We start from the raw sequence: 24,939 nt of genomic DNA, 5'->3' as shown, positions 1-24,939 counted from the left end.
AGGCTTCCCTTTTTCAATTCCCAATAATTCATTTACACATAATTATTTAAACACTCCCCTATGGACAGATCCAACGCAAAGAAAACATAAACTAGAAATAATATTGCTACTAAGCTTAAATAAAAAGCCGTTTTAGTTTTTTCTTTTTTAGTTGATTTTTCTGTTGTACTCTTTAGTTCTGCTGAAAATTCTTGTAGTTTACTAAGTAAACCAATATTAATTGCTATAGCTACAATAAAAAGGATAGTCGCAAATGGTTTGAAGAAACCTGCAGTCCAAAGGAGTAACATAACAGTTACTATTAGATTTAAAGTAGCAGAAACAGTCGTAATTTTTTTCAATTTTTTTCTAATAAGATCTTTTTTTAAGTATTCTTTCATACCAGTATCTTCCTTTAATAAAATATCTAGTGAAACGTGGTAATAGTCACTTAATTTAATTAAGCTAGCAATATCCGGGTAAGTTTTTTCATTTTCCCAACTAGAAATTGTTTGTCTAGTAATAAAGAAATCATTAGCCACTTGTTCTTGCGTTAGATTCATTTCTGTTCTTGCGTTTTTAAGACGATCACCAAATTTCATAAACACCCTCCTAATTTCAAAATAATTGTGCCAATAAAATACGAAAAGAGCAAGCAATGATTCTTTGCTTGCTCTTTTTAGGCGTTATTTGACAGCTTATAATAGCCTCTTAACGTTTCTTAGCTAAAGATAAAGTTAATTATTTTTGTGTTCAATTACCATAGGTATAGATGTGAATAAATAACAAATATCGGTTACATCGATTTCTTTTTACTCTATCTAATTAGTGCCAGTAGGCAAGGATGTAAATATTTCCACTTATTCACTGGAATTAATAAAAAAAGTATTTCTGTCTTCTTTTTTGCTTAAAGCCATGTGGTAAGTTCTTTAATATTTAGTTCCTCTAAACATTGTAAGACATACCGATTATAAGGCCTCTTATTATCCCTAAGCATCCACTACGTTGCAAATCGCCTCTCCGGTATACCGCAATAGATAAGCACTTCTTCATATTTTACTAATAAGATAATCAGCATATTCACTTGTCCCCAACTCATGTGCTCCCGTTATTTTTTGTGCAAAATCTACAGTGACATAATGCTGTGCAATCGCATCTGCAACTGCCTGTTCAATCAACTTGGCTGTTTCTTTCCAACCGATATACTCAAACATCATTGCTCCTGAAAGAATCAATGATGTGGGATTTAATTTATTTAACCCTGCAAATTGCGGTGCTGTTCCATGAGTTGCTTCAAAAATTGCTTGTCCTGTTTGATAATTAATATTTGCTCCCGGAGAGATACCGATCCCGCCGACTTGAGCTGCTAAAGCGTCAGAAATATAATCACCATTTAAATTAGGTGTCGCAACAACATCGAATTTAGCTGGCTGCAGCAACGCCTGCTGGAAAAAATTGTCTGCTATTATATCATTAATAATAACCTTTCCTGCCTTTTTAGCAGCTATCAACTCCACTCGTGCCGCTTGCTCACCTTCTTTTTCCTGTAGCCTTTCATAGTGAGTCAAGGGATAGACCTTATTTCCAAAACTTTCAGCTATTTCATAACCCCACTTTTTAAAACCGCCTTCAGTCTTTTTCATGATGTTTCCCTTATGCACAAGTGTCACATGCTGTAAATCATGTTCAAGTGCATACGTAATTGCCGCACTGACTAAACGTTTCGTTCCTTCGCTTGAGATTGGTTTGAGTGCAAAAGCTGACGTTTTAGGAAACCGCACTCTACCAGCCAGACCTTCTTTTTGCAGCAGTGTTAATAGTTCTTGTGTTGCTTTACTCCCCGGTGCAAAATCAATCCCCGCATAAATATCTTCCGTATTTTCCCGAAAAACTGCTATATCGACTTGCTCTGGTTCTTTAACTGGAGAAGGTGTCCCTGGATAATACTTTACTGGTCTAAAGCAAGCAAATAAGTCAAGTTCTTGGCGTAAAGTTACGTTAATAGAACGATGCCCCTTACCAACCGGCGTCGTCAAAGGTCCCTTAATAGCAACTAAATATTTTTTCAAAGTCGTAAGTGTCTCTTTTGGCAGCCATTCACCTGTTTCATCAAACGCTTTTTGCCCAGCAAGTACGGGTAGCCATTTGACTTTTCGCTTATTAGCATATGACTTTTCCACGGCTGCATCAAAAACTCTTCTAGCTGCAGCCCAAATCTCAGGTCCGATCCCATCTCCGGCGATAAAGGGAATAATCGGCATATTAGGCGTCAATAATTCTCCACCTACAATCTGGATTTCTTTAGCTTCCATCGTTCTTAACTCCTTTTATCGGCTCTGCTGTGTTACACAATGCTGTATTTTAGGCCCCACATATTCAGAATTGGGGCGGATCAAACACTTTTGCTCACGTTGTTCCATGACATGAGCCAACCACCCTGCTGTTCTACAAGCAGCAAAAATCATTGTAAAAGTTTCCTTTTTTAAACCTAAGCAATGGTAGATCAGTGCTGTATAATAATCAACGTTCGGATGCAATTGTTTATGTTTGAGCATATAAGCCGCTAACTGCTGCTGCACTTTGAAATAGACTTGATTATTTGTTTTTTCCGCCAATGCCTCTGCAATATCTTTTAGAATAAATGCTCGTGGGTCACCATGTTTATAAACTCGATGCCCAAAACCCATAATTTTTCGCTTGGCTTGAATTTGTTCACTTATAAAAACTAAAGGAGCTGTCTTATTTTCTACGATATCGCTCAGCATTTCAAAAACCCGCTCGTTTGCTCCGCCATGTAATGGACCCTTTAATGCACAAACTGCGGCTGTCAAACAAGAATAGTAATCAGAAAAAGTTGAAGCAACGACCCGTGCTGTGAAGGTCGAAGCATTAAATTCATGATCGGCGTGTAAAATCATAACCGTGTTGAACATTACTGATAATTCTGCAGTTGGTTTTTTACCCGTTAGCATATACAAAAAATTATCAGCCATGCCTAAAGCCGGATCAAAATCTATCAACGGTTTATCATCACGAATCCTGACGATTGCTGCAATTGCAGTTAGTATTTTAGCGAGTATTTTAGGCGGCTCATCATGTTCAACATCATTAGTCGTCCCTAAAAGAGAGGTCGTCGTCCGTAAGATACTCATTGGATGCTGTGGTTCTCTAGCAATATAACTTAGTAGCCTAATAGTTTCAGCTGGCAAAACCATCTTATTCACCAAATCATGACTGAATGTAATTAGCTCAGCTGGTTCTGGCAAGCGTGTATTCCACAATAAGAAAACAACTTCTTCAAATTTTTTCTGAGCTAGTTCTTCAATGGGATACCCTGCATAAACCAAACGCTGGTTATCTGTTGAACTGATTTTTGTTTGTCCGGCTACTACACCAGCTAGTCCTTTTGCACAACTCATCTAATCCCCCCTCATATTTAGATACTGCTATCCTTCTAATTTACTTTTAACAACCAGCGGTAAAATACCGTGTTCTTGATAATAACGTTGGTCAATTGGTGCATCAAACCTGACCTTAACATCAAACTCTATTGAGTGTTCTTTATTTATAGCCTGGACATGTGCTCTTCTGCCAAGAGGTTGAATTGAAAATTTCTCATCTCCACTTAGCCCCAAACTAGCAGCGGTGTCTCCTTTTAGATACTGCAATGGTAATACACCCATCATAACAAGGTTAGAACGATGGATTCGTTCAAAACTTTCTGCGATTACCGCTTTAACCCCTAAAAGCAAAACTCCTTTAGCTGCCCAATCACGCGATGATCCCATCCCATAATCTTTTCCAGCCAGAATAACTGTCCCAATCCGTTGTGCTTTATATGCCATTGCAGCATCGTAAATAGTCATTTCTTCTCCAGTTAGCCACGATTTAGTGACTCCGCCCAGTTTGCCTGGCACTAATTGATTTTGTAACCTGATATTAGCCAATGTTCCGCGCATCATTACCTCATGATTACCGCGACGAGAACCATATGAATTAAAATCTGCCGGTGCAACACCATGTTCTAGCAAATAATGCCCCGCAGGTGTCTGCTGTCCAATAAAACCTGCTGGTGAGATATGATCAGTTGTAACTGAATCTCCTAACTTAGCCAAGACACGTAATTCAGTTAGCTTCTCTTGTTTTGCAGTAGAAAAGAAATTTGGTTCAGCAATATAAGTCGACGCCCCATCCCAATGATATGTTTCAGAAGGCGGTGCTTGCAGTTTATTCCACATCTTATTTTGTTGAAAAATATCATTGTAGTTATTCGAAAAAAGCTGCGGCTTAACAAAGCGGTGAATAATCGAACTAATTTCTTCTTGACTCGGCCATAGATCCTTAAGATATACTTGTTCCCCAGTCTGCCGATCGATGCCAAGTGGCTGTGTCTCAACATTGATATTGAGTGTTCCAGCTAACGCATAAGCGACTACTAACGGCGGCGAGGCTAAATAAGTGTCTTTTATTAGCGGATTAACTCTTCCTTCAAAGTTTCGGTTTCCACTTTCAATTGCGGCCAATGGATATGGTTTAGCCGTCAGTTTTTCTTGGATCCCTGCTTTAAGTTTGCCTGAATTTCCGATACACGTCATACATCCATAGCCTACAATCTGAAAACCTAGTTTATCTAAATACTGCTGTAAATCTGCTGCAGCTAGATAGTCAGTTACTACACGCGAGCCTGGTGAGAAGGATGTTTTAACATACCGTGGAACCTTTAAACCGGCTATCACAGCTTTTTTAGCTATTAATGCTGCAGCAATTAAAACTTCCGGGTTAGATGTATTCGTACAGCTTGTAATTGCCGCTAGTCCCAGTGCTCCCGGAAGCAATTTAAATTGCTTCTCTTCCACTTCAACAGGGTAAGCGGGGATCTGGTTATATTCCTTAAATTGTTCTGGTAACTGTGGCAGGTAGACCGAGTCCTGCGGCCTTTTCGGGCCAGCAACATTGCTGCAAACAGTAGTCAGATCTAATTCCTCATATTCGGAGTAGTGACGGTTGTTATCTTGCTCAACATTATACATAAAGTGGTTCACGTCAGCATAATCCTTTACTAGCTGGATCTGTTCAGGTGACCGATCTGTTAACTTCAGATAAGCTAATGTTTGCTCATCAATTGGAAAGAACCCACATGTTGCACCATACTCAGGTGCCATATTAGCGATCGTTGCTCGATTAGCTAATGGAAGCTCCTGCAGCCCAGGACCATAAAACTCCACGAACTTGCCAACAACATTATGCTTGCGCAGAAGGCGCGTTAATGTCAATGCCAGGTCTGTTGCCGTTGCAGTCGCAGATAATTTTCCCGTTAACTTAACACCAACGACTTTAGGCATTGGAAAATAGGATTCCTGTCCCAACATGCTAGCTTCAGCTTCAATTCCACCAACACCCCAACCTAAAACACCCAGCCCATTGATCATGGTAGTGTGCGAATCGGTCCCAACTAGTGTATCTGGAAAAGCTACTCTTTCAGTTCCTTGTGTGGCTCGAATTACCGCTGAAAGATATTCAAGGTTAACTTGGTGAATAATTCCCGTATCTGGCGGAATGATCGTTAGATTAGAAAAACTATTTTGAGCCCATTTTAAAAAAGTATATCTTTCTTTATTATGTCTAAACTCCTGTTCAACATTGTAGGCAAAAGCTTGTCTACTACCTGCCATATCAACCTGAACTGAATGATCAATTACAAGATGAACTGGTACATCGGGATTGATTTTTTCAACATCACCACCCTGGCGCTTAACTTCTTCACGCATTGCTGCCAAATCAACAAGTGCCGGTACGCCAGTAAAGTCTTGTAAGACGACTCGTTCTGGTTTATAAGGGATATCATTTTCATGCTTTTCATCCCAATTCACAAAAGACTCTAAAAATTGTTCCATTTTCGAATCAGTCGCACTATGACGTAAAGTCAGCTCCAAAAGAACTCGAATTGAATACGGCAGAGTCTCAATGTTTTGTTTTTCAGTTCGCATAAAAGATGCGATGTCATAGTAGTTGTACTTTTTACCACTAGACTTAAAATCTTTTTTGTAATTAGAGATCATTTTCCCACCTAGATTCCTTTCATTAAAATAATTTCATTTTCTAATCATTCTAACATAATTATAATTACAAACAATGTTACACATCATCCTATTAGACTTCTACCACCCTGTTTTTTAGTCTAAATTAGTATTTATTTTGTTTTACTAAGCAAATCACTGCCAAAATTTATTATTATAAAGTTAACTATGCTTAAATAGTCCAAAATTTAAGCTAGCTATCCAAAAAAAGCAAGGCTAAGCTTACATCGATATGTAAGCTTAGCCTTGCTTTTTAAGATTCTATTCATGAATTTCAAGTGGCAAGCCGTCTGGATCAAAGAAAAAAGTCATTTTCTTACCCGTGTAGTCATCTCTTCTTACCGGCTCAGTCATTATCCCTACTTTTTTTAACTGAATCACTGTTTGGTCAACATTTGGTACCGCAAATGCTAGGTGGCGTAAACCACAAGCTTCACCCTCTGGATAAGTTGATCTTGCCGGTGCCGCTGGTTTGATAAAAACCTCTAACATTAAATTGTTTTTTTGTAAATCAATCTTAATATCCTTCTTAGTAGTTCGCTGGTGCTGTGCAATAATTTTAAAACCTAACTTTGTCACGTAAAAAGCCAGTGTTTTTTTCTTATCGTGCCCTATTATCGCAATATGATGAATTCCTTCAAACTCCATACTAATAAGCTCCTCATGCTAGTTTTTCAGTTTATTAATCTGTTTTTGGATCTTCCCTTAATTCAAAATGACATCCCGCTTCATTGACCACACCGTAGACTTTCTTTTTATTATCGAAACAGCCTAGATCAATAATCCCATACCCCTTCGAAGTATCAGTAATCTCAACTTCCTGTACTTTAGCCAGCATAAATTTCTTCCAAACGCCAAATTTCTGCCGTAACATCTCAGCTTGTTCGACAGATTTTACCAGTGTATAGCCTTCATCTAAAAAACGTTTAATTACCTGTACTTTATATGACATTTCTAACTTGTACTTTCGGGTAGTATTCTTTTTGTCCGGAACGGAATGAATATATCCTTTTTCTTCCCAGTATCTAAGCTGTCTTGCAGATACACCTGTCATTTTACTGAGATCTCCGATACCAATAACGATGCCTTCCTTTAATGATATTCTCTGCTCAACCATCAAATTCCGCCTTCCGCTTTTTTAAATATATTATTATCTATTGGAACTGTTTAGCAATCTACTCTTTTATCATTCTTTAGTAAAACATAAATATATGTTTACGCTTTCTTTACATTTTAATGCTACACTGTAGTTTGTAAAGTTAAATATAGATTGAGGGTGTGTCTCCACTATGAATACTACTAACAATATCGTACCTGCACAAGTAGTTGCATTAAAAAAACAACGTGTTATTTTAAAAACTGAAACAAATGAGGTCATTACCGTTGATGTTCCACAAGGTAGGAAACATGATAAATTCTTTATGCTGACGATGGCTGACTTGCTACGCAGCGGGCTCTGGATTCCAGTCAATCGTACTCTTCACCAACTGATGCGTTATGATTGGTTTGATACATCATTTAAAAATTATGCATTCTAACTAACTATTAAAAGAGAAGTGCGACAACGCTAGTCTTTCGAGTATTAAGCTTGAATTACGATATAGTCCGGGTTTGACTATCAGTAATTCATGGTTAAACGGAGACTGTTGTTGGTTGGAGCACGTTAAGATCAGACAAGCTCACCCCCCCTTTGAGTTTGTCTTTTTTGTGTTAGCTAATATTAGTCTTTATAACTGCTGGCTCATAGCATCTTCACAAGCAAAGTGATACGATAAATTTGTACTTAATCTTATAAATTAATTTCGGAAAGGAGCTGGCTGGCTTGTTTACCTTATTCATCCTCTTACTCCAACGTTTAGGTATCATTCTTGTCCTTGCCTTTTTACTAGTTAATGTTTCTTTTTTCAGAAAATTGATAACTAAAAAAACTATTAAAGCTCAAGTTGCACTAATCCTTATTTTTACTGTTTTTGCAGTTATCTCAAATTTAACTGGGGTTGAAATAACTCGGAGTAATACCCTTGTTCAAACACCCTTTTTAACTGGTTTACCTCAATCTGATTCAATTGCCAATACCCGCACACTGGTTATTACAGTCGCGGGGATTGTTGGTGGTCCGATTGTTGGTGGTGTCGTTGGTTTTCTAGGCGGTATTCACCGTGTTCTTCAGGGTAACTTTTCAGATTATTTCTATATCGTAAGTTCTACCCTAGTTGGTTGGATTATTGGTCTAATTGGTAAATATATTAAGACTCCCAATACCTATCCTAAACCATGGACAACTGCTCTTTTGGGTATCTTAGCTGAATCAATCCAAATGACCTTTATTTGGATCTTCAGTGGACTTGCTCTTGTTAAATTAATTTTTATCCCAATGTTATTGTTGAACAGTATTGGTGCCTCAGTTTTTATTTCTATCTTGAACGCATACCTCTCCAATGAACAGCAGTTAAAAGCTGTCCAAACACATGATGTCTTAAATCTAACTAACAAAACACTCCCCTACTTTAGACAAGGACTAAACATCAATTCAGCTCAAAAAGCCTGTACTATCATTAAGCGTTACACTAATTTTGACGCAATTGGCATAACTGACCGTATTAATGTGCTTGCCCATGTAGGTGCAGCAGAAGATCACCACGTTGCTGGCCAGGCTGTTTTAACAGATCTTTCTAAACATGTCATTGCCAGTGGTGAAACTAAGTATGCATATCATAAAGAAGAAATTGGCTGCCCTCACCATGAGTGTCCTTTAGAATCAGCAATTGTTCTCCCACTTAAAGTTAATGGAAAAACTATTGGTGCTTTAAAAATGTACTTTACAAAAGCTGAACGTCTAACTCAAGTCGAAGAAAATTTAGCTAAAGGGCTAGCCTCAATTTTTTCAAGTCAACTAGCCTTGGGACTAGCTGAAGAACAATCGAAACTGATCAGTGATGCTGAAATTAAGTCGTTGCAAGCACAAATCAATCCACATTTCTTTTTTAATGCGATTAATACTATTAGTGCTTTAATGCGAACTGACGTTGACAAAGCCCGTGCTGCTTTATTACAGCTTAGTACTTTTTTCCGCTCAAGTCTGCAAGGGGTTCAAGAAACAGAAATCCCGCTACAGCAAGAACAAGAGCACGTTAATTCATATATGTCACTCGAACAAACTCGTTTTCCAGATAAATACACTGTTAGTTATGATATTCAAGCAAGCTCAGATGTTAAAGTTCCTCCTTTTTGTCTGCAAGTCCTTGTTGAGAACTCAGTTAAACATGCCTTTTCTAACCGTAAAAATGGTAATAAGATACATATTTCAGTTAAACAAGAGCAAAATAATCTTCAGATTGCTGTTGCTGACAATGGGATTGGGATAAACCCTGATTTGCTTAAACGTTTAGGTCAGGAAACCATTACTTCATCAACAGGCACAGGGACTGCTCTTGCTAACTTGAATCGCCGTTTGATCGGCCTTTACGGTAACGAGAGTCATCTGCAAATTACCAGTTCACCAGAAGGAACTACTATTAGAATAATGATCCCCTTTAAGGAGGCTTAGAAATGAATATTTTAATCGTCGATGATGAACCCTTATCCAGAAGTGAACTAGCTTATTTATTAAAGCAGAACATTACTGTCACTAATATTGCTGAAGCCGAAGGTACTAAAGATGCCCTAGCTGTTTTATTTTCACAAAACATCGACTTGATCTTTCTAGATATTTCTTTAAATGAGGAAAACGGCTTTACACTTGCTAACGAACTTAAACAGTTAGCCAATCCACCGTTAGTTATTTTTGCAACTGCCTATGATAAGTACGCATTACAAGCCTTTGATATCAATGCAATTGACTACGTTCTCAAACCTTTTGAGCAAACTAGAATCAACCAAGCACTTAAAAAGGCTAATGCAGCATTACTTAATCAGCAACACTTATCTAAACCTGAAAAGAAAACCGTTAAAAAAGCAGCCGATTTTATCACCTTAACAACTGATGAAAAAACAGCGGTCATTAAAACAAAAGATATCCTCTCTGCCACTGTCGATAATGGTCTGCTAACTGTGACAACGACTGATCAGCGAACTTTTGTTTCACATGAAACATTAAGTTGGGTCAAAAACCAACTTGACCCACAAAAATTTATGCAGGTTCACCGTAGCGCAATTGTTTGCGTCGACTGTATCCGTGAGATTCAGCCCTGGTTTAACCATACCTTTGTTTTAATTCTAGCAAACGATGCACGTGTTCCTGTTGGTCGTTCCTTTATCAAAGAATTAAAACAACGTCTCAATATGTAGTTAGTCATTAACATCCCATTTTTCGTCATTCACCGGTCGTTTTTTGCATTTAAACGCAAAAACGACCTTTTTGCTCTTCTTTTATTTATGATAAGAGTATAAAAACACGAAAGGATGATGAATTATGTCACAGCAAAATAAAAACGCTACCAAAAAGAAAGTCCAACCCGCGCCCTTCCTTGTTCAAATGGGAATTTACGCAAGTATTCTATTCGTTGCAAACGTCATCTCCAGTTTAGCTCCCGCTTCATTCCCAGTGCCGGCGCCTGTAATCGGAATGGTCCTTCTCTACTCCCTACTCTCATTGCATATTCTAAAAGTAGAATGGGTTGACTCATTTGGTGCAATTCTAATTAACCTGATCGGCTTCCTCTTTGTTCCTTCAGGAATCTCTTTAGCAGCTAACCTTGACATTATGAAAGCTGAAGGAATTCAAATTGTGACAGTTATCATTATCTCGACAATTATTTTGCTATTAGTGACAGCGTATACAACGCGATTCTTCATCTGGTTAAAGAAAAAGAGTCCTGTTCATGCACATTCTAAAAAAGCAGTTCAGCCTAAAAGCGTTCCAGTTCGGGCACTTACACATGCGAAAGGAGAGAATTAATCATGCAAATGCTAACAACTCCATTCTTCGGAATTTTTCTTTCACTAATTGTTTACCTTATTGGTCAATGGCTCTTTAAAAAAACGCATGGTCTCTTCTTTTTCCAGCCCTTATTTGTTGCAATGGTTTTAGGAATTACTCTTTTAGTTGTACTCGCTAAGTTTCTTGAGCAGGATGTTGCTAACCTTTATAATACAGCTTATCGTCCCGGTGGTGACATCATCTTTTGGTTCTTGAATCCAGCAACCATCGCCTTTGCTGTTCCACTATACAAACGTAACGATATTGTTAAAAAATATTGGGCAGAAATCCTTTCTGGTTTGCTTTTCGGGACTGTCATCTCACTTTTCGCCATTGTCGGCGTTTCGAAAATGATTGGCTTAAACCGAATTGGGATCGCCTCTATGCTACCGCAAGCTTCAACAACAGCGATTGCTTTACCAATCTCTAAAGCAATCGGTGGCAATGCAGCTATCACAGCTATGGCATGTATTCTTAACGCGGTTATTATCTATGCCCTTGGGGGATGGCTCGTTCGTAAGTTCCGCTTAAATAACGATCCAATTGGCGAAGGTTTAGGCTTAGGTACCGCAGGACATACAGTCGGCTCAGCTTTTGCACTGAAATTAGGCTCTGTTCAAGGTTCCATGGCAGCTATTGCCGTTGTAATCATTGGTGCAGTTGTTGACCTAGTTGTTCCAATCTTTGCTCACTTAGTACTTTAAATTACGCAGATGGTATTTCATTATTCTTTCACATACTTAGAACATTAGCTTAAAGAGCGCCTAGATCAAAAAAATCTGGGTGCTTTTTTGTATATCAAAAAAGACCCAATTGTCAGTATTATCTGTCTAACAACTATGGTCTATTAATTTTGCTTTCAAAATAATGTTTTTTTAATAAGACTACTTCTCATTACCCTCTTCAATACGTTTTCCAATATTCTTAATTAATTCAACATCTTTTTGGTACTCCTCAGCGGACATCTCAACAGCTGAAAAACAAGATGTCATCTTACTCTTTATTTCATATTTTTTCTGCTTAGCCTTTTTAGTCAAACAGATAAAAACTTTCCGCGCATCTTCAACGCTGTGTTTGCGTTCAACCCAACCGTCTTTTTCCATTCGTTTTAGCAGCGGTGTCAGAGTTCCATTGTCTAGGTTTAATTTTGCACCCAACTCTTTGATCATCATTGGCTCGTTTGCTTCCCACAAAGCCAGTAAAGTAATATATTGTGGGTATGTTAACTTGTATTCTTTAAGGGCACCCGTATAAAATTTGTTATAAATCTTTTGTGCTGTATAAATAGCAAAACATAATTCATCATCTAATTTATTCGGTACGTGTTCTAATCCCATGGTGAATCTCTCCCATTTCTATTTTCTAAAGATCTTATTCACTACTGTCATAAATCACAAAATTTAATCTACTGGCTCTATTATGACATAACGATGTGGTTCTCTACCACGTGAGTATGTTTTCACATGTTTATTATGTGCTAATGACGCATGGATTATTTTCCTTTCAAATGAAGGCATGACATCTAAATGAACGGTTTCTTTTCGCATTATGACATCTTGTGCAATGTTTTGCGCTAATCGCTCCAATGTTCTTTGGCGGTTTCTTCGATATTCGCCTACATCCAACGTTAATTTTAACTTATTAAAATTGCGCTGTGTTAGATAGTTTTGTGCCAAAACTTGCAGAGCATTCAAGATACGACCATGTTTACCAATTAACGCTCCCTCCTGCTCTGTATTGAAACTATAAACAACATAACGAGCTCCCTGATCAACTGTAATAGAAGTTTCTATTCCCATTTTTTCAGTAATATCTGCGAGATAATAACCTAACTGGTGAATAATAATATCCTTTTCTTCCATTTTTTTCTTTTTATCCAATGAATCTTCTTTTGGCTTATTTTCCTGTTCACTTGGAACTTTTTCTTGCACAGAATCTGTCGGTTGAGCCTGATTTTTCGTTATTTCAGGATTTAACTCTATATTTACTGCAGCTTGTTTTTTACCAATACCTAAAAAACCCTTTTTACCGGTTGTTAGGACTGTTATCTTGACATCAGCTTTTCCCTTGTGCATCGCAGCCAATCCATTTTCTATGGCCTCTGAAATTGTCCAGCCTTCATATTTAGACACTATTATCCCCCCTTAATTAGTATTACTGTCGCAAAAGAAACTCTTTTACCATCCCCAGCTGCCATATATTAGTCATTATAGCATTTTATTCCAGAGATTATCTCTTAAAGATATGTTCTTGTGATTTAGTTTGCAAATATTTGAAACCACACATTTTTATCAAGATTGTAGTAAAATATACTTTGTATTTTAAATCAATTAAAAGCGAGGTTTTTCGATGAAGAGTTTAATTGACACTTACACCTTAAATAATGGTTCTAAAATACCGATTGTTGGTTTTGGAACCTGGCAAACACAAGATGGTCCATTAGCTGTAGTCGCTGTTAAATCAGCTTTAGCATCTGGTTACCGTCATATTGATACTGCTGAGATGTATGGTAATGAGAAAAGTGTCGGAAAAGCTATCAGAGAGAGCGGGATCGCCCGTCGGACACTTTTCGTAACAAGCAAGTTAAACAATCAAGCTCATAGTTACACCGCTGCAAAGAGCGCTATTGAAAAATCCCTTAAAGATCTCCAAGTTGATTACCTCGATCTATTTCTGATTCACTGGCCTAATCCTAAGTCCACACGTACTGCTCAATGGAAAGAACATCTGCAAGACACTTGGCGGGCACTTGAGGATGCTTATAACGAAGGTAAATTAAAAGCTATTGGTGTTTCAAATTTTAGAAGAAGACACTTTGAAGTTCTAGCAGAGACACAGACAGTTACTCCAATGGTTAATCAGATCCGTATTTGTCCTGGCGATGTTGACCAAGAGACCATTGATTATTGCCGTAAGCAAAATATTTTATTGGAGGCTTATAGCCCCTTAGGAACAGGTAAAATTTTTACCGACCCTACTATGCAGACTCTAGCTGCCAAAAACAAGCGGACAATTGCGCAAGTCTGTTTACGTTGGTCTCTCCAACACAGGTTCTTGCCATTACCAAAATCGATTCATGAAGATCGAATCGAAGAAAACTCACATCTTTTTGATTTTTCTTTATCATCTGAAGATATGCAAACAATTGATCAGCTTAATGGAATCGTCGGCTATGCCCCTGACCCTGACAAAGTTGAATTTTGACTAATTGGATAAGGGTCAAGGCTCTTACCTAGCTCTACGACTAAGAAGATATTCACCATAGAACAATGGAATTAGTTCTTGACTCAAAAATATAAAACTAAAGCATTTTTTGAAGCTAAAAGAAATTTCTTAATCTATGGAACATATTTAGCTACTCTAAGTAAAGGATTGGGATCAGCGTGTAACTTTTTGACCCAACCCTTTTTCTCTAGCAATTTCAAGTATATCTCTTACAAAACTTAAATTATAATAAAAATATCTTGTACTTAAAGGAGTCTTAAAATGAGTTTAAAAGTAAACGAAACTTTAGTTAAAGATAATCTCTATATGGCTGTCAACGGTGAATGGCTGAAAACAGCTAAAATTCCAGCTGATAAACCATTAACAGGTGGTTTTGCTGATTTAGCCGACAATATCGAAAAACTATTAATGCATGATTTCAAAGATTTAAGTGAAAAAGATAAAGACGATCCCTCAGTTAAAGATCCTTATCTTTATGAGTTTCTGAAATATTATCGATTAGCAACTAATTTTTCAAAACGTGATGCTGCTGGTTTTAAGCCTGCACGTGCCTACCTCAAAAAAGTTGAGGATCTCAAAAACCTCGCTGATTGGGAAAAGCAATTAACCGAATTAACTTTAGCAGGTTATGCCTCCCCTGTTCCCCTCTACGTTGAACCTGATATGAAAAATACGCAGCTGTATGCTCTATATGCAAGTGTCCCTAACTTGATCTTACCCGATAAAACATACTATGCTCCTGAGAATAAAGCTTCTGCCCAACTGCTACAAGTTTATTCAGATATGTTAAGTAAATTAATGGCCCTTGCTGGTTATGAAGCCGACTTTATTCAGCAAACACTGACAGGTGCACTGGCATTTGATAAAAGCCTTGTTCCACATGTTAAAGATAGCACTGAATTAGCTGACTACGTAAAATCTTATAATAAGTATAGTTTAACTGATTTTGTCAATACTAGTCAGCATTTTAATCTACGTCACTATATCACGACTTTAATCGGTCAAGAACCTGATCAGGTTATTGTGAGTGAACCGAAATACTACGCCGCATTAAATGAGCTAGTCAATGAAGAAACCTTCGCCAACATGAAAAGCTGGTTGTTGGTTAAAACTATTTTATCCGTTAGTCCTTACCTTTCTGATCAAATAAGAATCATCGCTGGTACTTATTCACGTACTATTTCCGGGAGTAAGGAACCAATGAATACTTCCAAGAGTGCTTACTACTTGGCTACTTCTCAATTCGACCAGGTTGTTGGGCTCTACTACGCTCATAAATATTTTGGAGAAACGGCTAAAAATGATGTTACAACAATGGTCAAAAAGATGACCGCTATTTACAAAAAGCGCCTTGCGAATAATACTTGGTTAAGTACGGCAACTCGACAAAAAGCTATTATTAAGCTTGACAAACTCGGTATCCAAGTCGGTTATCCTGATAAACTAGACCCATTATATAAAAAATTCAAAGTTAAGTCAGATTCCTTACTAACAAATAGTTTGAACTTTACTCATATTTTACTGCAAGATCACTATGCCAAGTGGAATAAACAAGTGGACCGGACTCGTTGGGAAATGAGTGCTCACACAGTTAACGCTTATTATAATCCTTCTTATAACATTATCGTTTTCCCTGCAGCCATCTTGCAAGCTCCATTTTATAGTCTGCGACAAACAGCTAGTGAAAACTACGGCGGAATTGGCGCAGTTATTGCTCATGAAATTTCACATGCTTTTGATAACAACGGTGCTCACTTTGATGAATTAGGCAATCTACACAATTGGTGGACAACTGCTGATTTAGAATATTTTAACAAGCTATCACAAAAAATGATTACTGAATTTGATGGTCTCAAGACTCCAGCTGGTAAGGTCAACGGAAAACTAGTTGTTTCAGAAAACATTGCCGATGCTGGCGGTTTAAGTTGTGCTCTCGAAGCTGCAACCAATGAAGCCAAGACTGACCTTAAAGCATTCTTCTATAATTGGGCACGCGTCTGGTGCATGAAATCATCCCTTGAGCGCCAAAAACTACTACTTGCAATCGATGTTCATGCCCCACATGAATTACGGGCAAATATTCAACCACAAAACTTAACCGCATTTTATACTACATTTGATATTAAACCACAGGATGGAATGTACTTAGAACCATCCAAACGCATTAATATTTGGTAAGAAGCTTCAAAAACAAGCTAAATAAGGCAGTTATTTCCTAGGAAATAACTGCCTTATTTTTTTTATTATCTAATTATACAAAATAGTATTGCTACTTAATGACCTTATCCTTTAACCGTACAAAAAAACTCCAGTCAGTAATTGAAATCAATCAATTCAACTAGAGCTTACCATTAATAATATTACTTTTTCTTACTCTTATACGCTTTGCGCTTAGCCTTTTCAAGTGCCCGTTTTTTAGCCTTCTCTGCTTGCTGCTTCTCTTCACGTTCTTTATTGATCTTGAACGGATTGTTAAGAAGCATCGTCTGCCCTACTGAGAATGCATTTGTAATAACCCAGTAAAGTGAGAGCGCTGAAGGTAAGGTGATCGCAGAAAACAGAATGATCGCTGGCATACCATAAGTCATGGCAGCTGTCATCACATTTTGTTCTGGTTGCGACATAACACTTAGTTTTGATGTTGCAAAGGTAAAGATAGCAGCAAGTATTGGCAAGATAAAGTATGGATCACGATCTCCAAGTTGCATCCACAAGAATGAACCTGTTTTTAAAACTTGCGACCTCAAAATAGCTTGATACAAAGCTAACAAAATTGGCATTTGCACTAAAATAGGTAAACACCCAGCTACCGGATTAACACCAGCTTCTGCATATAGCTTCTGCTGTTCTTCACGCAGCTTTCCCTGCGTTTCACTATCCTTAGCTGAATACTTTTGCTGCAATACTTTAAGCTTCGGTTGCAGTTCAGTTGTCTTACGCATACTTTTAGTTTGATAAAACATCAATGGTAAAAGAATAATACGTACAATAACTGTAAAGATAATTATCCCCAAGCCATAACTATTGCCGAATATCTTACTTAAAAACTGAATAGCCTGAATAAAATTCCAGATAACATAATGGTCCCAAAGACCAGAACTACTCTGTGTTACAGTTGATCTACCACAGCCGGCTAGAATAAATACCATCACACCGAGACTAAGAAGCAAACCAACTCGTCTTGCTTTCTTCACTGCACTTCCCTCGCTTTACGCATCTTTTTGTAATATATGAGCTAAGCGTAGAACATGTACTAGATGTTGCTTGGTTTCAGCCATTGACAGTCCAGAAACGGCAGGGCGTGCAATTACAATAAAATCGCAATCTTGTTTCAATTGCGGTTTCAGCTCAGTCAGACTCTGTCTTATACGACGTTTAACCCAATTTCTGGCAACAGCATTTCCAATCTTTTTTCCAACTGAAATCCCCACCCTAAAATGGGACTGTTGCGGTTTTTCAATCATATAAACAACAAACTGATGATTAGCACATGATTTCCCCTGCTCAAATACTTTTTGAAACTCCGCTTCTTTCTTGACACGGTATGATTTTCGCATAATACATCTCCAAGTGTCTTCTAAAAGTCTTCATAACAAAGAAAAGACCACTGACGGTCAGTGGTCTATGCAGACAATACTTTTCTACCTTTACGGCGTCTACGTGCTAAAACATTACGACCGTTACTTGTACTCATACGTTTGCGGAAACCATGTACTCTTGAACGATGACGTTTCTTTGGTTGGTAAGTTCTTTTCATAGGATTTAACACCTCCTTAATCCAATAAGCAATACTCAGCAATCGTAATCAGAATTCTACTAAAAAAATGACCTTCTGTCAAGTTGCCTTACTGAACTATCCTATCATAGTTTAGTTTTCAATAAAAGAGCATTTTAAAAAAAAGCTCTTCAATAGTTATCCACAAAATTCTCCGTTAACGAAAAAAGCTGTGGATTCCTTGTTATCACCTTTTTTTATGCACAGGCTTATCCCACTGTTTAAAAACAAATTAACAGGGTGTTAATATCTTTTCCACAAGTAAATCGTGTCTTGTGTAAAACTCTTTTAAACATTGTAAAATAAGTATTGTTAGCTAACAGCAGTCTGTGGATAAAGTGTTCTTCTAGCTATAAAAACTATCCAAAAAAGTTCCTGTGGATAACTCTTTTAACAACCTGTTATTTGTAATTCTGAGTTTTACACAAACCTGTGGAAAACTTTGTAATAAAATGCTAGAATAGCATAGTGATATCTCAGAAAAGGAGGTTTAATTGTGCCTGATCTTGAAACTTTATGGCAATATATTTGTGATGAGTTCAATAAAAAGCTCTCAACAATTAGTTACAATACTTGGCTTAAAGCCGTTAAGCCGATCCAATTCAAGTCCAACATGCTAGTGATCGAAGTTCCAACCGCGCTTCATAAAGACTACTGGAAAGCTAACTTAAGCAAACAAGTAACTACTATGATTGCTGACTCAATAGGTCAAAAAATTACCGTCGTTGCAAAACTTCCAGAAGAACCTAATCCACTAGTTAATTCATATACTTCAACGAATACGGCTGTTGCAAGAGATGCTTCTCGTCCAACATTTATGCGTGAAACAAAGCTAAACGATAAGTATACTTTTGAAACATTCGTTATTGGCAAGGGTAACCAAATGGCCCACGCTGCAGCACTTGTTGTTGCAGAGGAACCTGGTGCATTGTACAATCCGCTATTCTTCTTTGGTGGTGTTGGTTTAGGTAAAACGCATTTAATGCACGCTATCGGGCATCAAATGCTAGCAAATAACCCACAAGCAAAAGTTAAATATGTTACAAGTGAAGCTTTCGCCAATGATTTTATTAATTCTATTCAAACAAAACGACAGGAAGAATTCCGTAAAGAATATCGTAGTGTGGATCTTTTATTAGTCGATGATATTCAATTTTTTGCAGACAAAGAGGGTACCCAAGAAGAATTTTTCCATACTTTCAATGCACTCTATGATGATAAGAAACAGATCGTCCTATCATCCGATCGACTTCCAAACGAAATACCTAAACTGCAGAAAAGACTGGTATCTCGTTTTAAATGGGGCTTATCAGTCGATATCACACCACCTGACCTTGAAACTCGGATCGCTATCCTTAGAAATAAAGCTGATGCTGATCGCCTTGACATTCCCGATGACACCTTAAGCTACATAGCTGGTCAGATTGATTCTAATATTAGAGAATTAGAAGGTGCATTGGTCCGTGTCCAGGCATATTCCTCGATGACACATATGCCTGTGACTACAAGCTTGGCAGCTGATGCCTTAAAAAATCTTAAGTTGAATGGTAAAACTAGTGAAATATCAATCGCCGTTATCCAAGATAAAGTCGCTAAATATTACCGTATCTCAATTAGTGATCTGAAAGGAAAAAAACGTGTTAAGAATATTGTTATCCCACGCCAAATCGCAATGTACTTGGCTCGAGAATTAACCGATGCTTCACTCCCCAAGATTGGTCATGAGTTCGGCGGTAAAGATCATACGACGGTGATCCATGCCCATGAGAAAATATCCGGTGCCCTAACAACCGATTCCGATCTCCAAAGAGCAATCAATGACCTAAAGGGTGAATTAAAAAAATAGTCGTTCTGTGGACAAGTGTGGATAAAAAGGCGTATTTATACACAGGATATCAACATGTGGAAATCTCAATAATTCAAGCGCCTTTTAAGTTATCCACAGCTTCCACAGCCCCTACTACTATTACTATCTTTTATTATTAATAAATATAATTACAGGAGGCTCTTATGCAATTTACAGTTAACCGTACTAATTTCATAAAAAGTTTAACCGATGTTCAACGAGCAATTTCATCGAAAACCACTATTCCAATTCTAACCGGACTCAAATTATCTTTATCTGCACAAGGGTTGACCTTAACTGGAAGCAATGCTGATATCTCAATTGAAACTTTTATCGCTGTTGATGATGAAAGTGCAGAACTCCAAATTGAAGAACCTGGCAAAATAGTTTTACCGGCACGATTTTTCAGTGAAATCATCAAAAAATTACCTGAAGCTATTTTAACAATTAAAGTAACTGATAATTATCAAACAGAAATAACTTCCGGACAAGCATCATTTACAATTAAAGGCTTAGATGCTGACAATTATCCACATCTTCCAGAAATAGATGCCGAACAACATCTATCATTGGCAAGTGATATTTTAAAACAGATTATTAGTCAAACAGTTATTGCCGTTTCCAATCAGGAAAGCCGACCTATATTGACAGGAATCCATCTTGTAATTAAGGATAACAAGCTCATGGCAGTCGCAACAGATAGCCATCGTTTGAGTCAACGGAAGCTAACGATTGAAAGTGCACAAGCCAATGCCTACGATATTATTATTCCTGGGAAATCATTGAATGAGTTAGCCAAAATGTTACCAGATGATTCAAGTGATGTTGAATTACGTATTTCAGAAAATCAAATACTTTTTGTTTTTGGTAAAACATCATTTTATTCACGCTTGTTAGAAGGAAATTACCCGGATACCGAACGGTTGATCCCACAAAACTCAGAAACAACGATTGAATTTAATGCAGTTGAGTTCTTATCATCAATTGAACGTGCATCTCTGCTTTCACATGAAAGTCATAATAATATTGTGAAACTTTCCTTGCAGGTACCAGAACAAAAAGCAACGATTTACAGCAACTCACCAGAAATTGGGAATGTTGAAGAATCATTAAAATTTCAAAATTTAACGGGCAACACATTGGAGATATCATTTAACCCGGACTATATGAAAGATGCACTGCGTTCATTTGGCCAAACCACGGTAACAGTTGCATTCACCAAACCTTTGCGTCCATTTACGCTAGTACCGAGTGAAGACCATGAACACTTTATCCAGTTAATCACTCCAGTTAGAACTTTTTAGTAGGCTAATTTAAGTAGTCGAATGTTTATTAAAAACTAATTTATTTGAAAGAGAGGGCTTGGATCAAAATATAATTTTTGACCGGGTCCTTTTTTATGATTATTTTAGGTTGATTAAAAATATTTTTTTGAAGGCAATTTTAAATTACAATGACTAAATTGCTTTTGAATAGCTATGAATCGTGACAGATAAAAAAACTAAAGACTGTACGCGCCCTCTTTAGCATAAGCTAATTTGTAATTAAATTAGTTTATGGACGTTTTTTTATCACCTTAGTGTAATACCATTCAGAATACTTAAAATGCCTCTGAAGGCTTATATGAGCTTTGTAAAATTGTTTTTTATTAAAAAAAAGGTTATAATTATGGTACAAGTTAAAGGTAGGTGACGTCCGTTGGAAAAAGAAATTTTTCTAAGAACAGAGTACATAACGCTGGGACAATTTTTAAAGATAGCAGGAATTATTGACTCAGGGGGACAAGCAAAGTGGTTTTTGCAAGAAAATGAAATATTTGTTAACGGTGAACTTGAAACACGTCGCGGCCGTAAGCTGTACGCTGGAGATAAGGTTGAAGTTCCAGATATGGGAATTTTTTATATGTCTTCGCAAAACCAGAGAAAATAATGTATCTAGATAAATTAACGTTGAAAAACTTTCGAAATTATCAGAATGTCGAACTTTCTTTTTCTCCACAAGTCAATGTGTTGATTGGTGAAAATGCACAAGGCAAAACGAATCTACTTGAAGCGATTTATGTTCTTGCCATGACAAGAAGTCACCGGACAAGCAATGAGCGAGAGTTGCTGATGTTTAAACAGGAAACAGCTATTATTTCCGGTGAAGTTGAACGTAAGTTAGGCAAACTAAAACTGGAATTGATTCTAAGTAAAAAAGGTAAAAAAGCAAAAGCAAATCATCTAGAACAAGCTCGTCTTTCACAATATATTGGGCAATTGAACGTTATTTTGTTTGCGCCTGAAGATCTATCTCTTGTGAAGGGAGCACCGTCTGTACGAAGAAAGTTTATTGATATGGAGTTTGGGCAAATCGACCCCCATTACTTACATAACTTAAGCCAGTACAAGGCGGTTTTAAAACAGCGAAATAAATATTTAAAACAAATACAAGCTAAGAAAACAACCGATCTAGTTTTACTGGAAGTATTGTCGGATCAGTTAGCAGCATTTGGAGCTGAAATCGTTGTCCGTCGGTTAAAATTCTTAGCTAAGCTCGAGCGCTATGCCCAAGATATTCAAAAAGATATCACGCAATCTAAGGAAAAACTGACATTTGAGTATGAATCTAGCGTGACAGGAGTTATGGACAAGACGGTTGAAGAGTTATATCAAAAAATGCGGCGATATTTAACAGAAAATAGCAAAAAAGAGATTTTTCAGGGAACGACGCTCTATGGGCCTCATCGTGATGATGTCCGTTTTTTAATTAATACAAGGAATGTTCAAACTTATGGATCGCAAGGTCAACAACGGACAACAGCTCTGGCTGTTAAATTAGCAGAGATTGAATTGATGAGAGATGAGACGGGTGAATATCCCATTTTATTATTGGATGATGTATTATCCGAGCTTGATGGTGACCGCCAGACACACCTTTTAAAAACGATTCAAAATAAGGTGCAGACATTCCTGACAACGCCTAGTTTGAGTGAGGTAACAAGACAGTTAATCAATGATCCTAAAATATTTAAAATCACGCAGGGGAAAGTAGTGTTGCAGGAAGAAGAGTAGTCGCAGAATATTTTGTTTAATAACTACTTTGAGGAGGAAACAAGTTGACAGACAAGGAAAGACAAGAAGAAGTTAAGGAAGAACGTGCCAAAGATTATGATGCAAGTCAGATCCAAGTCCTGGAAGGTCTAGAAGCGGTTAGAAAAAGGCCGGGAATGTATATTGGATCAACTAGTTCACAGGGACTGCACCATTTGGTTTGGGAAATTATCGATAATGGAATCGATGAAGCCTTAGCTGGTTTTGCGGACGAAATTAATGTTATTGTTGAAAAAGATAATAGTATTACCGTTAAAGATAATGGCCGCGGAATTCCTGTCGGGATTCAAGCTAAAACGGGCCGTCCGGCATTAGAAACAGTCTTTACGATTCTACATGCTGGAGGTAAATTTGGTGGTGGCGGCTACAAAGTTTCTGGTGGACTGCACGGTGTGGGGGCGTCTGTTGTTAATGCCTTGTCAACTAACTTGGGTGTTAAGGTCATGCGTGATGGAAAAATATATGCGATGGACTTTAAACGTGGCAAAGTTGCCCAAGAAATGCGCAGTCTCGGAAACTGTGGGCAGCATGAACATGGTACGATTGTTCATTTTGCACCAGACCCAGATATTTTTACAGAAACAACTACTTATGATATTAAAATATTAACGACGAGAATAAGAGAATTAGCCTTTCTGAATAAGGGTCTTAAGATAACGATTGATGATTTACGTCCTGAAAAGCCTACACACAAGACTTTTCATTATGAGGGTGGAATCAGGCATTATATTGAATTCTTAAATAAGGGCAAAGAAGTCCTTTTTGATGAACCAATTTATGTTGAAGGTGAGCAGAAAGGGATCACAGTTGAAGTTGCATTACAATACACTAATGATTACCACTCAAATTTATTGACTTTTACAAATAATATTCATACTTATGAAGGTGGAACGCATGAAGCTGGCTTTAAGACAGCTTTAACACGTGTAATCAATGATTATGCACACAAAAACAACTTGATGAAAGAAAATGAAGATAATTTATCAGGTGAAGATGTCCGTGAAGGATTAACGGCAGTTGTCAGCATCAAACATCCTAACCCGCAGTTTGAAGGACAAACTAAAACAAAACTGGGTAATTCTGATGCACGAACAGTTACAGATCGGATGTTTGCTGAACATTTTAATAAATTTATGATGGAAAATCCCTCAGTGGCACGGAAAATAATCGATAAGGGCATTCTGGCATCCAAAGCAAGAGTTGCCGCTAAAAGAGCGCGTGAAGTAACCCGTAAAAAGAATGGGTTAGAGATTAGTAACTTACCTGGAAAATTAGCGGATAACACAAGTAAGGATCCAGCAATTTCAGAATTATTTATTGTCGAGGGAGATTCAGCTGGCGGTTCAGCGAAACAAGGTCGTTCAAGGCTGACTCAAGCGATTTTACCTATCCGTGGAAAAATTCTTAATGTTCAAAAAGCAAGTTTGGATCGGATCTTAGCGAATGAAGAAATTCGTTCATTATTTACAGCGTTAGGAACTGGATTCGGTAATGAATTTGATGTAACTAAAGCCAATTATCATAAACTGATTATTATGACTGATGCCGATGTTGATGGAGCACATATCCGAACTTTATTATTGACCCTCTTTTACCGCTTTATGCGGCCGATGGTTGATAAGGGCTTTGTTTATATTGCCCAACCCCCGTTATACCAGGTACGGCAAGGAAAGATGATCAGGTATATTGATTCGGACGAAGAATTGGAAGAAACTTTGAGCAAATTACAGCCAAGTCCTAAACCGGCTATTCAGCGTTACAAAGGGTTAGGTGAGATGGACGCAGAACAATTATGGGAAACAACGATGGATCCAGAAAGAAGACGCCTTTTACAGGTTAGCTTATCTGATGCAGAAGAGGCCAACAATGTTTTTGACATGCTGATGGGTGATAAGGTAGAGCCACGGCGTGAATTCATTGAAACTAATGCAACATTTGTTGAGAACTTGGATGTCTAGAAATATTTCCTGGGAAATGATGAAGAAAGTTGCCTAGGTGTACCCTTAATGGTCTAGAAGTAGGAGGTA

Annotated in this window: 23 protein-coding genes; 12 read left to right on the top strand and 11 right to left on the bottom strand. The window is 37.5% G+C overall.

The window, feature by feature from the left end; translation table 11 throughout:
• Positions 1 to 32: 32 nt before the first annotated feature.
• The 6 genes from FC81_RS11125 to FC81_RS05290 all read right to left on the bottom strand — a co-directional run bounded on the left by FC81_RS11125 (position 33) and on the right by FC81_RS05290 (position 7,173).
• Positions 33 to 581, bottom strand: coding sequence for a helix-turn-helix domain-containing protein (locus tag FC81_RS11125; RefSeq protein ID WP_235804634.1), 549 nt, complete (start codon positions 579 to 581; stop codon positions 33 to 35).
• A 447-nt stretch (positions 582 to 1,028) separates the two neighbouring features.
• Positions 1,029 to 2,291 carry an NADP-dependent isocitrate dehydrogenase gene (gene icd / locus FC81_RS05310; RefSeq protein WP_057743891.1) on the bottom strand — a complete coding sequence of 421 codons (1,263 nt, stop codon included), beginning with the start codon at positions 2,289 to 2,291 and terminating at the stop codon, positions 1,029 to 1,031.
• A gap of 15 nt (positions 2,292 to 2,306) precedes the next feature.
• The gene (locus tag FC81_RS05305; RefSeq protein WP_057743888.1) at positions 2,307 to 3,398 is read right to left on the bottom strand and encodes a citrate/2-methylcitrate synthase; all 1,092 of its coding nucleotides are present in this window, start codon (positions 3,396 to 3,398) and stop codon (positions 2,307 to 2,309) included.
• A gap of 27 nt (positions 3,399 to 3,425) precedes the next feature.
• A complete protein-coding gene (acnA, locus tag FC81_RS05300) occupies positions 3,426 to 6,038 on the bottom strand; it encodes an aconitate hydratase AcnA (protein ID WP_057743884.1) in 2,613 nt (870 codons plus the stop codon).
• A 279-nt stretch (positions 6,039 to 6,317) separates the two neighbouring features.
• Positions 6,318 to 6,704 (bottom strand): SMU1112c/YaeR family gloxylase I-like metalloprotein, encoded by a 387-nt coding sequence (gene gloA2, locus FC81_RS05295; RefSeq protein WP_057743880.1) that lies wholly within the window; start codon positions 6,702 to 6,704, stop codon positions 6,318 to 6,320.
• A gap of 34 nt (positions 6,705 to 6,738) precedes the next feature.
• On the bottom strand, positions 6,739 to 7,173 hold the full coding sequence (locus tag FC81_RS05290; protein WP_057743877.1) for a MerR family transcriptional regulator: 435 nt from the start codon (positions 7,171 to 7,173) through the stop codon (positions 6,739 to 6,741).
• A gap of 172 nt (positions 7,174 to 7,345) precedes the next feature.
• Here FC81_RS05290 and FC81_RS05285 point away from each other — a divergent pair, with 172 nt between their 5' ends.
• From FC81_RS05285 to lrgB, 5 genes are all read left to right on the top strand, one after another.
• Entirely contained in the window at positions 7,346 to 7,594 is a 249-nt protein-coding gene (locus FC81_RS05285) for a hypothetical protein (protein ID WP_057743874.1), read from the top strand.
• A gap of 284 nt (positions 7,595 to 7,878) precedes the next feature.
• On the top strand, positions 7,879 to 9,603 hold the full coding sequence (locus FC81_RS05280; RefSeq protein WP_057743871.1) for a sensor histidine kinase: 1,725 nt from the start codon (positions 7,879 to 7,881) through the stop codon (positions 9,601 to 9,603).
• 2 nt (positions 9,604 to 9,605) lie between these two features.
• On the top strand, positions 9,606 to 10,343 hold the full coding sequence (locus FC81_RS05275) for a LytR/AlgR family response regulator transcription factor (RefSeq protein WP_057743868.1): 738 nt from the start codon (positions 9,606 to 9,608) through the stop codon (positions 10,341 to 10,343).
• 124 nt (positions 10,344 to 10,467) lie between these two features.
• Positions 10,468 to 10,953, top strand: coding sequence for a CidA/LrgA family protein (locus tag FC81_RS05270; RefSeq protein ID WP_083478762.1), 486 nt, complete (start codon positions 10,468 to 10,470; stop codon positions 10,951 to 10,953).
• A gap of 2 nt (positions 10,954 to 10,955) precedes the next feature.
• Positions 10,956 to 11,678, top strand: a complete 723-nt coding sequence (lrgB, locus tag FC81_RS05265) for an antiholin-like protein LrgB (RefSeq protein ID WP_057743867.1) — start codon at positions 10,956 to 10,958, stop codon at positions 11,676 to 11,678.
• A 180-nt stretch (positions 11,679 to 11,858) separates the two neighbouring features.
• Here the strand turns inward: lrgB and FC81_RS05260 are convergent, their stop codons facing one another.
• Together FC81_RS05260 and jag are read right to left on the bottom strand one after the other, a co-directional pair.
• Positions 11,859 to 12,311: a MarR family winged helix-turn-helix transcriptional regulator gene (locus FC81_RS05260; protein ID WP_057743864.1), complete on the bottom strand. Its 453-nt coding sequence runs from the start codon at positions 12,309 to 12,311 to the stop codon at positions 11,859 to 11,861.
• Positions 12,312 to 12,374: 63 nt separating this feature from the next.
• Positions 12,375 to 13,106, bottom strand: a complete 732-nt coding sequence (gene jag / locus FC81_RS05255) for an RNA-binding cell elongation regulator Jag/EloR (RefSeq protein WP_057743861.1) — start codon at positions 13,104 to 13,106, stop codon at positions 12,375 to 12,377.
• 217 nt (positions 13,107 to 13,323) lie between these two features.
• Between jag and FC81_RS05250 the strand changes: the two genes are divergently transcribed.
• Together FC81_RS05250 and FC81_RS05245 are read left to right on the top strand one after the other, a co-directional pair.
• The gene (locus tag FC81_RS05250) at positions 13,324 to 14,178 is read left to right on the top strand and encodes an aldo/keto reductase (RefSeq protein ID WP_057743858.1); all 855 of its coding nucleotides are present in this window, start codon (positions 13,324 to 13,326) and stop codon (positions 14,176 to 14,178) included.
• A 282-nt stretch (positions 14,179 to 14,460) separates the two neighbouring features.
• Positions 14,461 to 16,377 (top strand): M13 family metallopeptidase, encoded by a 1,917-nt coding sequence (locus tag FC81_RS05245; RefSeq protein ID WP_057743855.1) that lies wholly within the window; start codon positions 14,461 to 14,463, stop codon positions 16,375 to 16,377.
• 182 nt (positions 16,378 to 16,559) lie between these two features.
• Here FC81_RS05245 and yidC read toward each other — a convergent pair whose 3' ends face one another.
• The 3 genes from yidC to rpmH all read right to left on the bottom strand — a co-directional run bounded on the left by yidC (position 16,560) and on the right by rpmH (position 17,956).
• Positions 16,560 to 17,393 (bottom strand): membrane protein insertase YidC, encoded by an 834-nt coding sequence (yidC, locus tag FC81_RS05240; RefSeq protein ID WP_057743852.1) that lies wholly within the window; start codon positions 17,391 to 17,393, stop codon positions 16,560 to 16,562.
• 15 nt (positions 17,394 to 17,408) lie between these two features.
• Positions 17,409 to 17,756 carry a ribonuclease P protein component gene (gene rnpA / locus FC81_RS05235; protein ID WP_057743849.1) on the bottom strand — a complete coding sequence of 116 codons (348 nt, stop codon included), beginning with the start codon at positions 17,754 to 17,756 and terminating at the stop codon, positions 17,409 to 17,411.
• 65 nt (positions 17,757 to 17,821) lie between these two features.
• Positions 17,822 to 17,956 carry a 50S ribosomal protein L34 gene (rpmH, locus tag FC81_RS05230; RefSeq protein ID WP_057743847.1) on the bottom strand — a complete coding sequence of 45 codons (135 nt, stop codon included), beginning with the start codon at positions 17,954 to 17,956 and terminating at the stop codon, positions 17,822 to 17,824.
• A gap of 514 nt (positions 17,957 to 18,470) precedes the next feature.
• Between rpmH and dnaA the strand changes: the two genes are divergently transcribed.
• The 5 genes from dnaA (at position 18,471) to gyrB (ending at position 24,870) form a co-directional block, all read left to right on the top strand.
• Positions 18,471 to 19,820 carry a chromosomal replication initiator protein DnaA gene (gene dnaA, locus FC81_RS05225; RefSeq protein ID WP_057743844.1) on the top strand — a complete coding sequence of 450 codons (1,350 nt, stop codon included), beginning with the start codon at positions 18,471 to 18,473 and terminating at the stop codon, positions 19,818 to 19,820.
• A gap of 164 nt (positions 19,821 to 19,984) precedes the next feature.
• Positions 19,985 to 21,124: a DNA polymerase III subunit beta gene (dnaN, locus tag FC81_RS05220; RefSeq protein ID WP_057743842.1), complete on the top strand. Its 1,140-nt coding sequence runs from the start codon at positions 19,985 to 19,987 to the stop codon at positions 21,122 to 21,124.
• A gap of 394 nt (positions 21,125 to 21,518) precedes the next feature.
• On the top strand, positions 21,519 to 21,749 hold the full coding sequence (yaaA, locus tag FC81_RS05215) for a S4 domain-containing protein YaaA (protein ID WP_057743839.1): 231 nt from the start codon (positions 21,519 to 21,521) through the stop codon (positions 21,747 to 21,749).
• Positions 21,749 to 22,873: a DNA replication/repair protein RecF gene (recF, locus tag FC81_RS05210; protein WP_057743836.1), complete on the top strand. Its 1,125-nt coding sequence runs from the start codon at positions 21,749 to 21,751 to the stop codon at positions 22,871 to 22,873. Before yaaA ends, recF begins: the two co-directional genes overlap by 1 nt.
• Positions 22,874 to 22,917: 44 nt before the next feature.
• Positions 22,918 to 24,870 (top strand): DNA topoisomerase (ATP-hydrolyzing) subunit B, encoded by a 1,953-nt coding sequence (gene gyrB, locus FC81_RS05205; protein ID WP_057743833.1) that lies wholly within the window; start codon positions 22,918 to 22,920, stop codon positions 24,868 to 24,870.
• The last annotated feature ends 69 nt before the right edge of the window (positions 24,871 to 24,939 follow it).

The organism is Liquorilactobacillus capillatus DSM 19910, assembly GCF_001434915.1.
GTDB lineage: Bacteria > Bacillota > Bacilli > Lactobacillales > Lactobacillaceae > Liquorilactobacillus > Liquorilactobacillus capillatus.
This window is presented reverse-complemented; position numbering and strand designations above follow the sequence as displayed.